12 protein-coding genes are annotated in these 14,347 nt (G+C 61.9%); 8 read left to right on the top strand and 4 right to left on the bottom strand.

The window, feature by feature from the left end; genetic code table 11:
* Window positions 1-33: 33 nt before the first annotated feature.
* The 3 genes from VJ464_09685 to VJ464_09675 all read right to left on the bottom strand — a co-directional run bounded on the left by VJ464_09685 (window position 34) and on the right by VJ464_09675 (window position 2,986).
* Complete coding sequence (locus VJ464_09685) at window positions 34-1,251, bottom strand: LeuA family protein (GenBank protein ID HKQ05392.1); 1,218 nt, start codon at window positions 1,249-1,251, stop codon at window positions 34-36.
* Window positions 1,252-1,414: 163 nt separating this feature from the next.
* Window positions 1,415-1,576, bottom strand: a complete 162-nt coding sequence (locus VJ464_09680) for a hypothetical protein (GenBank protein HKQ05391.1) — start codon at window positions 1,574-1,576, stop codon at window positions 1,415-1,417.
* 51 nt (window positions 1,577-1,627) lie between these two features.
* Entirely contained in the window at window positions 1,628-2,986 is a 1,359-nt protein-coding gene (locus VJ464_09675) for an MFS transporter (protein HKQ05390.1), read from the bottom strand.
* 1,073 nt (window positions 2,987-4,059) lie between these two features.
* On the opposite strand from VJ464_09675, the gene VJ464_09670 reads away from it, so the two are divergent.
* The 6 genes from VJ464_09670 (at window position 4,060) to VJ464_09645 (ending at window position 9,464) form a co-directional block, all read left to right on the top strand.
* Window positions 4,060-5,607: an aspartyl protease family protein gene (locus VJ464_09670; protein HKQ05389.1), complete on the top strand. Its 1,548-nt coding sequence runs from the start codon at window positions 4,060-4,062 to the stop codon at window positions 5,605-5,607.
* A gap of 189 nt (window positions 5,608-5,796) precedes the next feature.
* Window positions 5,797-6,261, top strand: coding sequence for a hypothetical protein (locus VJ464_09665; GenBank protein HKQ05388.1), 465 nt, complete (start codon window positions 5,797-5,799; stop codon window positions 6,259-6,261).
* Between the two features lie 116 nt (window positions 6,262-6,377).
* Window positions 6,378-6,596, top strand: a complete 219-nt coding sequence (locus VJ464_09660; protein ID HKQ05387.1) for a hypothetical protein — start codon at window positions 6,378-6,380, stop codon at window positions 6,594-6,596.
* Entirely contained in the window at window positions 6,589-7,695 is a 1,107-nt protein-coding gene (locus VJ464_09655; GenBank protein ID HKQ05386.1) for a trypsin-like peptidase domain-containing protein, read from the top strand. Before VJ464_09660 ends, VJ464_09655 begins: the two co-directional genes overlap by 8 nt.
* Window positions 7,696-7,915: 220 nt before the next feature.
* Window positions 7,916-8,764: a DUF3881 family protein gene (locus tag VJ464_09650; protein HKQ05385.1), complete on the top strand. Its 849-nt coding sequence runs from the start codon at window positions 7,916-7,918 to the stop codon at window positions 8,762-8,764.
* A gap of 37 nt (window positions 8,765-8,801) precedes the next feature.
* A complete protein-coding gene (locus VJ464_09645; GenBank protein ID HKQ05384.1) occupies window positions 8,802-9,464 on the top strand; it encodes a YceH family protein in 663 nt (220 codons plus the stop codon).
* Window positions 9,465-9,485: 21 nt separating this feature from the next.
* On the opposite strand, the gene VJ464_09640 is transcribed toward VJ464_09645, so the two are convergent.
* Window positions 9,486-9,875: a lysozyme inhibitor LprI family protein gene (locus VJ464_09640; protein HKQ05383.1), complete on the bottom strand. Its 390-nt coding sequence runs from the start codon at window positions 9,873-9,875 to the stop codon at window positions 9,486-9,488.
* 167 nt (window positions 9,876-10,042) lie between these two features.
* On the opposite strand from VJ464_09640, the gene ppc reads away from it, so the two are divergent.
* Window positions 10,043-12,820: a phosphoenolpyruvate carboxylase gene (gene ppc, locus VJ464_09635; protein ID HKQ05382.1), complete on the top strand. Its 2,778-nt coding sequence runs from the start codon at window positions 10,043-10,045 to the stop codon at window positions 12,818-12,820.
* Window positions 12,821-12,988: 168 nt separating this feature from the next.
* Window positions 12,989-14,227, top strand: a complete 1,239-nt coding sequence (gene pfp / locus VJ464_09630) for a diphosphate--fructose-6-phosphate 1-phosphotransferase (GenBank protein HKQ05381.1) — start codon at window positions 12,989-12,991, stop codon at window positions 14,225-14,227.
* The last annotated feature ends 120 nt before the right edge of the window (window positions 14,228-14,347 follow it).

The raw sequence follows: 14,347 nt of genomic DNA, 5'->3' as shown, positions 1-14,347 counted from the left end.
TTGAATTGCCGCGAGCTTCTAGCTTAACAATAATCAAACGCTCTGCATAATTTCGTCGGTGGTCAGCACCGAGGCGCTCAGTTTGGCGCGATTAAAGAGGCGCTCGACGCGCTCCGCGGTCGGCTCGATGCCGTGGCGTTCGAGCCAGAAGATGACATTCGATTTGCCGCTCATCGGGCCGATTTCGATCTCCTGCTCGCGCCCAAAGACGCGCGCCGGCACGCCCGAATAGACGGCGTCGGCAAGCCAGTCGTCGCCTTTGCGAAACGCTTTGATGACCGCCGCCGCATGCACACCGGTCGCCGTGCGGAAAGCGTCGCGGCCGACGACAGGGTAGCTGACAGGGATCGGCACGCCTGTGGCCGCGCTCGCCGCTTCGCAGTAACGCGCCAGGTTCGTCAGGTCGTTATCGATGTAGCCCATCAGCTTGAGATTGACCAGCAATTGATCCATCGGCGCATTGCCGACGCGCTCGCCGATGCCGAGCGCTGTGCCATGCAAGCGGTCGGCGCCCGCTTCAAACGCGGCAATCGTGTTGATGACGCCGAGGCCGCGATCCTGGTGGCCGTGCCAGTCCACCTTGATCTCTAAGTCCGGCCCTACGTCGTGAATGATCTCTTTGACGTAAGCGATCAAGGCACGCACGCCTTCGGGCGTAGCGTGGCCGACGGTGTCGCAGACGCAGATGCGCCGCGCCCCCGCTTCAATGGCTGTGCGGTAGAGCGCGCGCACCGTGTCGGGATGCGCCCGCGTCGTGTCTTCAGTCACGTACATCACCGGCAGCCCGTGCGAGGTTGCGAACTTCACCGCCTCTTCGGTCGCCGTCAGCATCATCTCAAGCGACCAGCCTTCGGCGTACTGGCGAATCGGGCTGGAGCCGATAAAGGTGCAGGCTTCGATAGGAATGCCGACCTCCTGCGAGATTTCGACGATGGGGATGATGTCGGCCAGCACTGTGCGGGCGGCACAGTTCGGCTGGATGTCGAGCTTACAGGCGACGATCTCTTCAGCGAGCCGCGTCACGTCGGCGACGGCGCGCGGCCCGGCTCCCGGCAGCCCGATGTCTGCGCTATGAATGCCGAGCGAATCCATCAGGTGGAGCAAGTTGATCTTCTGCTCGATGGGCGGGTCAATCACTGAAGGCGACTGCAAGCCATCGCGCAACGATTCGTCATTCAACTCGACGCGGCGCGACGCGGCCTCTTTACGTCCGACGACGTTCCAATCATAAATCAATTCGTCTTTATTCATACGGCGACTTCCCTTGAGGATTAGAGCAAACCGGCGAATAGAGAGTCAAGGAAGCGCAGAATCGCATGACCGCAGGAAGTGTGTGGAAGATGGCGGGTTATCGAAAACGCCGCGAGCGTAGCGAAGCTCACAGAGGGTGCGTCGCTACGCCCGCGGCGGTCGGTTACCATTCAAGCGGCTGCGTCGCGCCGCTGCGCATCGCCCAATCGGTTGGGCTCTCCGAGCGCAGGCCGCGCTGGCGCGCGAGACCCGCGTGGAGGCGCAGCGACACTGCGACGATGCCGCAACTGAGCGCCGCCAACAGTATCAAAGCGAGAATGTTCATCGCTGCGTCTCCTTTCCATCGGCGACTCACCACGCTCCTCGGAGAAGGCGGCTAGTCGCCGTAACTTTCGCGCACCGCGCGCGCCGGCACACGGAAGCGCGCGGCCCACATGGCCAATAACCAGAAGAGTCCCGGGCTCGCCGACAACAGCCCCGACGCCACCATCATCACGCGCGGGCTGAAGTGCGTCAGCAGCCAGCCGGCGACGATGGTCGAGATGGCCATCGTTGCCAGCTCAAGCGAGCGGTCGGTGGTGAACACCCGACCGCGATAATCGTCCGGGATCACTCGCATCATCATCGTCTCCTGAACGCCGAACTCTGCGCCCAGCACCAGGCGGCTGGCGGCAATCGCCAGCGACATCAGCAGCAGCGTCGGCATCCAGCCGCCCATCGCGAACAAGACGCCGTGCAGCAGCAACGCCCAACCGATGAAGTGACCGGCGCGCTGTTCGTCGCTCACCCAGGCGGCGATGCGCCGCGATAGCAGCATCCCGAAGAAGACCCCGGCGCCGCCCGCCGTAAACAGCATCGCCACGTTCCAGTCGCCGCGGTCACCGCCGCTGAAGACATGACCGCCGATCTGGTCAAAGAGGAGGCTGTTCATGCCGCCGCCCGTCCCCCAGCCGATGTTCACCAGGATCACGGCGCGCACAAACGGCGTCGCGCGGATGTAGCGCAAGCCTTCGCGCAACTCGGTCAGGAAAGGCTTGCGCCCGGCGGCTACCGGCTGCTCGCTACCGGCGATGGGCTCGCTCGCCGCTGCTTCAACAGAGGTGGCGGCCACCGCTTCCGATGCCACCGGCGCGACCGCCGCTTTGCGCATGGCCGCAGCCGGTATCGCCGCGATGCAGATGGCTGACGCCACAAACGACAGCGAGTTGACAACGAATGCCACGTTGTAACCGAACTGCGCCGCCGTCACGCCGCCCAACGCCGACCCGAGGGTGAACTGCAAGAAGCGCAGCGAGAACATCAGGACGTTCGCTGTCAGCAGTTCACGTCCGCTCGTCAGGTTCGGGATGGCGGCATTCTTTGCGCCCTCAAAGAACATCGATAGCGACGCCATCAGCGCGCTGCCGATAATCACCAGCTCCGCCGAGCGCAACGCTCCCGCCGCGACGTAGAGCAGCGCCACCAGGGCGCGCAGCAGGTCTGTAACGATCAGAATCTGCTTGCGCGAATAGCGGTCAACGAAGACCCCTGCGACCGGCGCAACCAGCAAGAACGGCAGCAGCCGCGCCACCAGCAGGGCGGTCGTCGCCCAGGTCGAGCCCGATATCAGCCGCACCAGGCCGAGTTCGGCGATGAAGGAAAACCATGTACCCAGCTCGCTGATGACCTGGCCCATCCAGAGCCTGCGGAAGTTATGGTTTCTGCCGAGCAATTCTCTATAAGTCACCGAATGCATACTGGCCTCCGAGCTTTCCTGGGAAAGCCTCTGTGACAGGTCGCGGGCACGTCGTTCAAACGACTGTCGAGTGAGCGGTTGACCTTGATCGCGCCGAAAAAAACGTCCATAAAAATCAAAAGCCGCCAGCGTCAATTGGACGCTGGCGGCGTTCGCTTTTGACGCTTAAAACTCTTATGGATCTGTGACCGGGGTCTGCGGCATGCTGATAAACGGCGCGGTCGGGCGAATGCTTCGCAGACGGTCAGGGCAAAGTGCGAGCGCCCTGGCGCCCGTAACGCCGACCCATTCAGCCGTTATTTGTGAATACGTGTGTTTCATCAACTTACCGTCTTCCCTTTCCTCGCCAGGCCGGTTGAATAACAACACTGGCCTCGAGGATGCCTGAGCATAACCGCACTCGGCTTTTCATGTCAATTACTTTCTTCGATTTTTCGGCTTTTTGGCGATAAAAACTTCTGCCTGCGCCGCTCTTTGTCGAATCAAAAACGGCGTGACCTGGTCGCCGCCGGCAAAAAACCGCGCTGAATAACTGGGGGCGCAACCCGTGAGTGTTTGGTATTGAAAATTGCATTTTATAGGCGTATGATTGCCGCGACCCACAATCATCCCGAATGGTAAGTGTCATCCCGCCCGGGATGGCCTTCAGGCTCGAACGGCAGGGACACCGTTCGAGCCTAGCACTTTTATGGGCGACCAACGCCGCGCTTGAAAGCGTGATTGACTTCACCCCGCAAGCAGCATAGTATTTTTCTGGCCACAATCCGCCGACAGGCAGGCGGCTGGCGCTGATGAGAAAGACCCGTCATCTTTAGCGAAGACGGGCGCGCGGCGTCAGGCTCAACGCCAGTGGTTACGACACTCTTTGACGAGTCCTTTGCACGGTGCCCGCAACGGATTCGACCAGCTCTTGTGGTACACAACGACCGGGAGAATTAGTCATGAAGGTCAAAGGTATCGAGAGCGCTCGACCATCAGTTCTTGCTTCTTGGTTCCGCGTTCCCAGTGGCTTTGCGGCGACAGCTTGCGCTCAGCCACAGGCAGCCGGAAGGCGTAAACGCAGAACGAGAAGTTTGCTTCTTTACGGTTTGCTCGCGACGCTGGTGCTGATGCCCATCGTGCGGGCCGATGTCGCCGATCAAAAAGCTCAGGGCATTAGAGAAGAGGCGATGCGCGATGCGCGCAAGGCGCTGCGCAAGGGCGACTTCGAGGCCGCCGCCAACACCTACGCCAATCTGATTGACCACGACGCGCAAGACCTTCAGGCACACCTCGGCGCCGCCTTCGCCTACCTGAAGCTGCAACACTATGCGCGCTGCTTTGACTACGCAACCGCGGCGCTGAAAATAGACATGACCAATGCGCGGGCGCACGCGCTGGCCGGCGCGGCGCTGCTGCATTCGGGCTTTCTGCATGCCGCGGTGCCCGAGCTTGCCGATGCCATACGCCTCGATAGCCGTGAAGCGCTTGCCTATGGCACTGCCGCCGAGCTGGATTATTACGAAGGCCGTGTCAACGAGGCGCGTGCCAAGGCGCTGTATGCGCACCGCCTCGATGCGGATGAGCCGGATTACGTGATGACCTATGCGCGCGCCTCGTCGCGCGCCGAAGATTTCAAAGAGGCCGCCGATGCCTACACGATGTTCCTGGACCTTGCGCCCGCAAGCGATACCGACCGCCGCGACCGCATACAGGGATTGATCCGCTTCTATCGCCGCCTCTCAGGCTTGCAGGTGCATCAGGTCAGCGGCCCGCCGCTGTCGGAAGTCGCGTTCCGTCTGGGCTCGGACCGCCGGCCTTACATCCGCGTCAAGGTCAACGGGCACGATGCGCTGTTCGTCATCGATACCGGCTCGGGCTTCACGGTGATCTCGAAGGACTCAGCGAAGCGGCTGGGGGTCTCCGAGATCGCGCGCGGCGGCAAGTCGCAGGGCATCGGCGGCGATGGTAAGTTCTCCATCGTCTATGGCCTGATCGGCGCGCTGCAACTGAACGACGTCAAAGTCCGAATGGTGCCATGTTTCATCCGGCCCTTTCATGGCGTCGAGCAACGCCCGGCAGACGAGCGCGCCGATGGCTTCATCGGCCTGTCGATCCTGTCGCGGTTCATCACCGGCCTGGATTATAAAGAAGGCCGCCTGATCCTGGATCGCAACACCGAGCGGCCCGTGCCCGTCGTGGATACGCCCGGCACGACGACGATCCCGTTCCGCATGACGCAGAACGGCTTGATCAGTGTAGAGACCGAATTCGACGGCACCAACACGGTCAACGCCATACTCGATTCGGGCGCCAGCTCGACCGCCGTCTCGATGGCCGCGGTCGAACGGCTGAAGATGCGCGACCGCATCATCCAGGGCCAGCGCATTAGCGTCATCGGCGCTGCCGGCATCACCAACGACGTCGAGTTGCTCTTCCTGCGTAACTGTCGCGTCGCCGACCTCAAGCAGAACAACCTGCGCGCCCTGGTCCTCGACTTCGACGCCATCAACGAGACCAGCGGCTTCGAGCAGAGCGGCATCCTCGGCGGTGACTTTCTGCGCCACTTTCTGGTGACCATTGACTTCCCGCGCACCAGTGTGCGCTTCCAGCCGCACACGACCGCCATCATCAAGCAGTAGGCAGAAGTCAGGAGGCAGTAGGCAGGAAGCAGGAAGCAGTCAAGACATCCGTACAAATGCAGAAGGCAGCAGGCTATGATGCGAAGATCACATACCTTGCTGCCTTCACGGCTTTATTCCTGCCTCCTGCTTCCTGCCTCCTGCTTCCTGCCTCCTGGTTTACCGCTGTGCTAGAATAACTCCTGCGATATGAAGAAGACGCTCTACATCGAAACGTCTGTGGTCGGTGCTTATCTCGATAATGGCGAGCCGTTCCGGCGCGACTTGACGATTCGCTGGTGGGAGCATGAGCTGCGCGATTACGAGCCGCATGTGTCGCCGCTCGTGGTGCGCGAGCTGGAGCGCATGGACGAGCCGCGCCGCGCCGCTTACTTGAACTTGATTCGCCCCATGCCGCAGTACGGGATTAGCGAAGAGGCCGCCATCCTGGCCGAAGGCTACATCGAGCGCGGCATCTTTCACCGCAAGTATCTGAGCAACGCGCTGCACGTCGCGGTGGCATCGGTGAACAAAGCCGACCTGCTGGTGACCTGGGACTTCGGCCATATCGCCAATGTTCACAAGCAAGCGCGCATCAACCTGTTCAATACCCTGGCGGGTTTCTTTGTGCCCATGATCGTGACGCCAGAGTTTTTGATTAACGCGGAATTCTAACGGGGGTGACAAGTGACAAGTAACAAGTGACAAGACGATGTCACGCCGATTGCGGGCTGGCTCCGGCTTGCACTGTTTCACTTGTCACTTGTCACTTGTCACTTGTCACTGTTGTTATGTATCGCAAGCCGAGATTTCTGGAAGAACTGCATGCCATCCGCGAAGAGATGTCGCGCGACTGCGACTATGACGTGGACCTGTTCGCCGAGATGGTGCGCTCCGGTCAGCGCCCGAATTATGGGCCGGCGCGCAACATTCGCGGCATGCGCTCACGCGCGCCCGCGCCCGATGCCGCGAGCAAGAAAAATTCCCATTCAGGACAGAGCAATGATTAAACTTCTACGCGCCCTCTCTATGACTTTCGTGCTGGTCGCGCCGGTGCTGGCCGCGCCGATCACCAACGTCGCCCGCCAGGAAAAGACGGCCGCACAAACGGTGCCGCGCCCGGCTTCGGCCGATACCCAGCGCCCGGCGATGCTGGTGCTTGACGTGACCGGCATCGCCGAGCGCGTCAACGACGTGGTCGTCAACGTGCGCTCGCTTGCCGAAGGCGGCGAGAACATCGGCAGCGGCTTCATCATTGATCCGAAGGGATTGATTGCCACCAACTTTCACTTGATCAACGCCGAAGAAGGGCGGCGCAACAGCACGACCCGCAGCCCGGAAGCGGCGACCAAGCTGGTCAACAACGTGACGGTCACGCTCCATGATGGGCGGCAGTTTCCCGCCTCGATCAAAGGCTATGACGAAGCGACCGACATCGCTGTGCTGGAAATTCAGTCGCCCGACAAGCCGCTGCCGGTGGCCGATCTCGGCGATAGCGATGGCCTGAAAGTCGGCGAATGGGTGATCGCCATCGGCAACCCGCTCGGACTGGATCACACGGTGACGCTCGGCATTCTGAGCGCCAAAGGGCGCACGGGCTTCGGCGGCCAGTTCGATGATTTTCTGCAAACCGATGCGGCGATCAACCCCGGCAATTCGGGCGGGCCGCTGGTCAATGCGCAGGGCCGCGTCGTCGGCATCAACACCCTGGTGCTGGAGCGCACGCAGGGCCTGAGCTTTTCGATTCCCATCAACACACTGAAGGCCATCTTGCCGCAGTTGATCGAGCGCGGGCGCGTGACCCGCGGCTTCCTCGGCCTCGTGACGCGTGACATTGATAACGACATTCGCGGCTTGATGAAGCTGCCCGTCGAGACGCGCGGCGTGCTGGTGGTTCGCGCCGAGCGCGGCACGCCCGCCGCCCGCGCCGGCCTGCGCAAAGACGATTTGATCACCGCCGTTGACCGCCAGCCCATCACTACTTACGTGCAGTTCAATCGCATCATCGCCGGCAAAATGCCCGGCGCGAAGATCGCGATTCAAATCCTGCGCGACGGGCACGAGTACACGCTGAACGCCGAGATCGGCGAAGAAACGAAAAGCAAGTAGCCAGTTATCAGTTGCCAGTTGTCAGATACCAAGTCCCGTAGGGACGCGATGTTTATAGTCGGGACGTTCCAATAAAGACGAAGCTCCGTAGGAGCGCAATGTCAACATCGCGCTCCTACGGGACTTGCCGGTCAAACCGACTCGATGACTATATACATTGCGCTCCTAACGGAGCTTGGCGACGCACTGGCAACTGGCAACTAGCAACTGGCAACTGCTTATGAAGAATCAAGCGAGCCCGGCGGAGGCCGGCGAGAGTTCTGTGATGACCGAGCTGTTCGCCTCGGTTGGTGTCCAGGTGACGGACGAGGCGTCTTACAATTCGCTCATCGAATACGTCGATGCCGCCGGGGCGCGCTCGCGGGCGACACGCGGCAAAGCGATCCTGCACGGGCGCTGTTGGAAGCTCGGCGACGGCCTGGAAGTCTGGGCCGTGCTGTTCGAGCAAGGCGATGAATCTTACTTTGCCGACTGCCGCCCGGCTTTCCGCAGCCGCTACCCGCGCGCCCTGACGCCCTGGGAGTTGATCGAGTACGACGAGGACGGCGAAGCCATCATCGAAGGCACGTTGTATGGCGGCCCCGATGTCGTCTTTGAGTTACAGAACCTGACGGAAATATCGGCCCTTGAGTGGCGCGCCTCGCACTTGCACATCGCGATTGCCGGCCTCGCCTATAGCGCCTACGTCACGAACTATCCGGACAAACCGAGCCCACAGAAACCGCCGCAACGCTTCCTGAAGGCCACAGAGATCGAGGGCCTGGTCGCGCAGGCTTGCGAGAACGATTACGTGATCAACGGGCGAGTGCTGGCGTGGCGCGGCTTGCGCAACCCGGCGACCGGCGCGGAGTTGTTCTGGGTTCACATTGACGCCGGCACGATCCGCCTGGAAGTGATCGTCAATGGCGATGTCCTGCGCGGCCAGTTGAAGATCGGCGCGGCCTTCAGCGCCAACATCTGGCTGCAAGGTCATGTGCTGGCCGAGGCCGATTTGGAGGCGCGCTACGAAGGTGTTGACCCCGATTACCTGACCGGCGATTTCTGGGGCCGCCTGCGCCGCGCCAATTGATTTTGTAATCTTCAGCACATTGCGACAGTGAGGCTGTATGGATGCTTTGATGGATGCGATTGAGGTGCGAGTCGTCGGCTCGCTGGTCGAAAAGCAGATGGCGACGCCGGAGTATTATCCGCTGACACTGAATGCGCTGGTCAACGCCTGCAATCAACTGACGGGCCGCGAGCCGGTCGTCTCTTATGACGAGCGCACGGTCGCCCGCGCCCTGGAATCCTTACGCGAAAAGCAGCTCGTCTGGCTAGTCACCGCCGCCGGCGCGCGCGTGCCGAAGTACGAGCACAGGCTGTCAGAGAAGTACAATCTCGCTGAGCAGGAGACCGCCGTGCTGGCGGTCTTGATGCTGCGCGGGCCGCAGACCATCGGTGAGATCAAAGGCCGCACGGGCCGCATGTATGAATTCGCCGAGCTGGCCGAAGTCGAGATGACGCTCGAATCATTAATGACCTCCGAGCCGCCGTTAATCGTCAAGCTGCCACGCCAGCCGGGCACCAAGGAATCGCGCTACGCTCACCTGCTGGCCGGCGAAGTTCATGTCGAAGAAGCGCCCGCCGCGCCGCGCGCAGAAGCCGCCGTGCTTGAAGTGCGCGCCGAAAACCAGCGCCTCGCGCAGCTCGAAAGCGATGTCGAGACGTTGCGCCAGCAGCTCGCCGATCTGCAACAGCAGTTCCTCGAATTCAAACGCCAGTTCGAATGAAGCCGGCAGGGCCAGCCGCCATCAACGATCTTTGAGCAACTCGCGCAACTGCTTGGTGCGCTGTTGCGTCAGCGTCGTTAAACAGCCGTCGTAGATCAGCGGATAAATCGTTCCGCCCTTGTTCTGGTAGGCTTCAAACTCGCAGTCAGAGTCGCGGAACTTGATCCATGCCACCTGCGCCGCTTTCAGAGCCGCGCGCTCGCCTTCATCCTCCAGCTTGGTCATCAACTGTTTGTAAACGGCATTCAGGGCGGTATCGGCTTTCTTGTACTCGCGGGCCTGACAGTCGTTTATCTCGACCTGCGTCTGGGCGTTGTCGCATGGGTCTTTCTTCGCCTGCGCCTGTGCCGCGCCGCCCAGCGCGACCAGCAGGCATAAAACCACTGCGGCAGCAAAAACAATCTTCGTCATCTTTTCATCTCCTCTGATGTCGGCGGCAGCGCCTCGGTCAGCCTAGCCTTTGCCTCTCTCATCGTCAAGCAGGCTGATCGTTGCGCGGCGCACAGGGCTCGCGGGTTGTGGAAAAAGCATGGGCGGTATGCGATTCTGTTTTTTTGCAGCGGGCGGAGGCTCACACGATGGCGATGAAAGAGGCCCTCTGGGCACCTGAAGATCAAACGGCGCGGCTCAACGAAATGATGAGCGACGACCCGCGGCTGAAAGAAGCGCCGCTGCGCCGCGACGTGCGCTCGCTCGGACGCTTGCTCGGCGACGTCTTGAAAGAGCAGGCCGGCCAGGCGCTATTCGATCACGTCGAACGCTTGCGCTTGCTGGCCATCGAGCATCGCGAGTCGCAGGCGCAGGCCAATCGTCCGGCGGACGCTTATCAGTTGATGGAGCAGGCGCGGCAGTTCGTCGCCGAGATGAGCGTCGAACAGGCGCACCAGTTAACGAAAGCCTTTGCCACCTACTTCGAGTTGACCAACCTGGCCGAGACCAATCACCGCAAGCGCCGTCGCCGCGCCGCTGAAATCCTGATTGACCGCCCGCCGCAGCCCGGCTCGATGCGCGGCACGTTTGCGCGCATGCGCGATGCCGGCCTGACCGTTGACGACGCGCTCGACCTGTTGCGCCGCATTCGCGTCATCCCTGTCTTCACCGCTCACCCGACAGAAGTCGCGCGCCGCACGGTCCTTTTCAAACGCCAGCACATCACCGCCGAGCTTGAGCGCCTGGATCAACTGCCCTTGCCTTACGCCGAGGCGCTGATTGCTCAGGAAGCCATCGCCGCGGACATCACGGCGATGTGGGAGTCGGACGAAGTCCGCCGCCGCAAGCCGACCGTGCCCGACGAGATCAAGATGGGGCTCGATTACTACCCGTCGGTGTTGATTGCGACGTTGCCGAAACTTTACGACGAGATCAGCGACGCGCTGAACTCGACTTATGGCGTCGAAGTGAAGTCGCGCGAGCTGCCGATGATGATCGAGTTCGGCTCGTGGATCGGCGGCGACCGCGACGGCAACCCTTTCGTCACCCCCGATGCCACAACGGCGGCGCTAGAGATGGCGCGCCGCGTCATTCTCGACCATTACATCAATGCCGCCCGCGAGCTGATTCGCCAGCTCAGTCCTTCCGATATGCAGACGGCGGTATCGGCTGAGATGATCGCCGCGCTCGAAGACTACGCGGCGCGCATGGCCCCCGATGACCCGAGCGCGCCGCTGCGCGCCAAAGACGAAATCTATCGCCGCTTCCTGGTCTTCGTGCTGCATCGTTTGTTGCACGCGCGCGATCACCCGCAACACGCGGACGCTTACCGAGCCGTCGGCGAATTCTGCGGCGACCTCTGCTTGATGCGTAACAGTTTGGCCGCGAATAAAGGCGAGCGGCTGGCCGAGCAACTGCTCGACCCATTGATTCGTCAAGCGCAGACCTTTGGCTTTCACTTGCACACGCTCGACATCCGTCAGCACGCGCGGGTTCACGCGCAGGCGGTCGCCGAGCTGTCGCGCGGCGCTGAGATTCAGCAGACGGCGAATGCGACATTGCCCGCCGCGCCTGCCGAAGAGACCGCCGCGCTGATCGATATGCTGCGGCGCGTCGCGGCGTTAAAGCGCGCCTATCCGCCGCAGGCGATTCAGAGCTATGTCATCAGCGGCGCGCGGGCGGTCGAAGATGTCTTGTCGGTTGTCTGGCTGGCCGAGCTGGCGGGCGTTGGCGTCGCCGCCGCGGGCGATGATCCGGGCCTGATGCCTGTGCCGCTGTTTGAATCTATCGAAGACCTGCGCCATTGCCCCGAGGTCTGCCGGGCGCTGTGGACGAACGCCGATTACGCGCGGCTGCTCGATTCGTGGGGCCAGCATCAGGAGGTGATGCTCGGCTATTCGGACTCGAACAAAGACGGCGGCATGCTGACCAGCACGTGGGAGATTTACAAAGCCCACCGCGCCCTGCACGCCGTGGCCCGCGAGTGCAAGGTCAAGCTGCGGCTCTTTCATGGTCGCGGCGGCACCGTCGGGCGCGGCGGCGGGCCGACGCACCGCGCCATCGTTGCGCAGCCGGTCGGCGCTTTTGATGGGGCGCTGAGAATTACCGAACAGGGCGAAGTGCTCAACTGGAAGTATTCGGACGCCGTGCTCGCCGAGCGCAATCTTGAGCTGATGATTGCGGCGGCGCTCGAAGCCCTGGCGCGGCCCGGCAGCGCTGCCGCGGATGAAAGCGAATGGGAAGCGGCGATGGAAGAGATGAGCCGCGACGCGTTCGCCTTCTACCGCGAGCGGATTGCTGAAAACGAAGAGGTGATGACCTACTTCGAGCAGGCGACGCCGGTGCTGGAGTTCGATGAAGTAAAGATCGGCTCGCGCCCGGCGCGGCGCAGCACGCGGCGCGGTATCGAAGACCTGCGCGCCATCCCCTGGGTCTTCGGCTGGATGCAGAGCCGCCACGTACTGCCCGCATGGTTCGGCGTCGGCTATGCGATGGAGCGCTTTGCGGCGCGCGGCGCGGGCGAAGCGCGATTGCTGGAAACCATGATGGATGACTTCCCGATGTTCGGTGATCTGATTCGCAACATCGAGATCGGCATGGCCAAAGCCGATCTGACCATCGCCCGCTTGTACGCCGATCTGGTCGAAGACCGTGACCTCGGCGAGCGCATCTTTCAAATGATTGTCGAAGAATTCGAGCGCACGCACCACATCGTCTTGCGCATTCGCCGGCAATCCGAGCTGCTTGAAAAGAACACGGTGCTGGCGCGCTCGATTCGCCTGCGCAACCCTTACGTTGACCCGATGAGCCTGATTCAAGTTGACCTGTTGCGCCGCAAGCGCAGCGGCGAAGCGAGCGACGGGCTGAATTATGCGCTCGCCGCGACGATCAACGGCATCGCCGCCGGCCTGCGCAATACCGGGTGACAAGTGACAAGTGACAAGTGACAAGAAGAACCGCGCTGGCCAGGTCATGTCGGGCGCGGAGCCACATCGTCTTGTCATTTGTCACTCGTCACTTGTCACTCTCCGGTTGCCGCCCTAGAATCAATCTTTTTAATTCGGGCACCGGAATCATCAAGGGAGATCAAGGGCATGTCAGCGCCTCGCAAGTTAGCGATCCTGGTCGGCGGCGGCCCCGCGCCGGGCATCAACGCGGTCATCTCGGCTGCCGCCATCGAAGCCATCAACGAAGGCTTCGACGTCGTCGGCGTGCAGGAAGGCTTCAAACATCTCATCCGCGAAGATGCTTCGAAGATTCGCCCTCTAAGAATCGAAGACGTATCGCGCATTCATCTCGACGGCGGCTCGGTGCTCGGCACGGCTCGCGACAACCCGACCAGATCGGATCAGGCCATCTCGTCGGTCATCAAGACGTTGATGGCTGCCGGCGTCACGCACCTGGTCACCATCGGCGGCGACGACACGGCGCTGTCGTCGAGCTACGTCTACGAAAAGTCGGGCCACCAGATTCACACGGTCCATGTGCCGAAGACGATTGACAACGATTTGCCGCTGCCCGCACACATCCCGACTTTCGGCTACCAGACGGCGCGGCACGTCGGCGTCGAACTGGTGCGCAACCTGATGGAAGACGCGCGCTCGACCAAGCGCTGGTATCTGGTCGTGGCAATGGGGCGCAAGGCCGGCCACCTGGCGCTCGGCATCGGCAAAGCGTCGGGCGCGACGCTGACGATCATCGGCGAAGAGTTCGCGAGCGCGACCGTGCCGTTTGCCGACATCTGCGACATCGTCGAAGGCTCGATCATCAAGCGGCGGGCGATGAACCAGCCCTACGGCGTCGCCATACTGGCCGAGGGCTTGATCGAGAAGCTCGACCCGCAAGAGCTGTCCGGGTTACAGGACGCCGAGCGCGACGAGCACGGCCACATCCGTTTTGCCGAAATTGATCTGGGCCGCATGGTCAAGGCTGAAGTGCAGGGCCGCTTTCTGGCGCGCGGCATTCGTTTGACGATCACCAATAAAAACATCGGCTACGAGCTGCGCTGCGCCGACCCCATCCCTTACGACGCCGCTTACTGCCGCGACCTCGGCTATAGCGCCATCCGCTATTTGCTGGCCGGCGGGTCGGGCGCGATGGTCAGCATACAGGGCGGGCGGCTAGTGCCGCTGGCCTTCGCTGACATTCGCGAGCCGGAGACCGGCAAGACGCGCGTGCGCCTGGTTGACCCGGCAAGCGAAGGCTATCGCGTCGCCCGCGAATACATGATCCGGCTGACGGCGCAGGACTTTCAGAATGCGGTGTGGCTAGAGAAGCTGGCGCTCGCGGCCAGCATGACGACCGCCGAGCTGCGCGCCCGGTTCGGCAACTGAGATTGCGGATTGCGGATTGCGGATTATCGAACTCATTCCCGAGTTTTATCCGATGACATCAAGCTCTGAAGATAATCCCCGTTCCAGATTCCGCAATCCGCAATCCGCAATTGGAAAGGT

Source organism: Blastocatellia bacterium (assembly GCA_035275065.1).
GTDB lineage: Bacteria > Acidobacteriota > Blastocatellia > UBA7656 > UBA7656 > DATENM01.
This window is presented reverse-complemented; position numbering and strand designations above follow the sequence as displayed.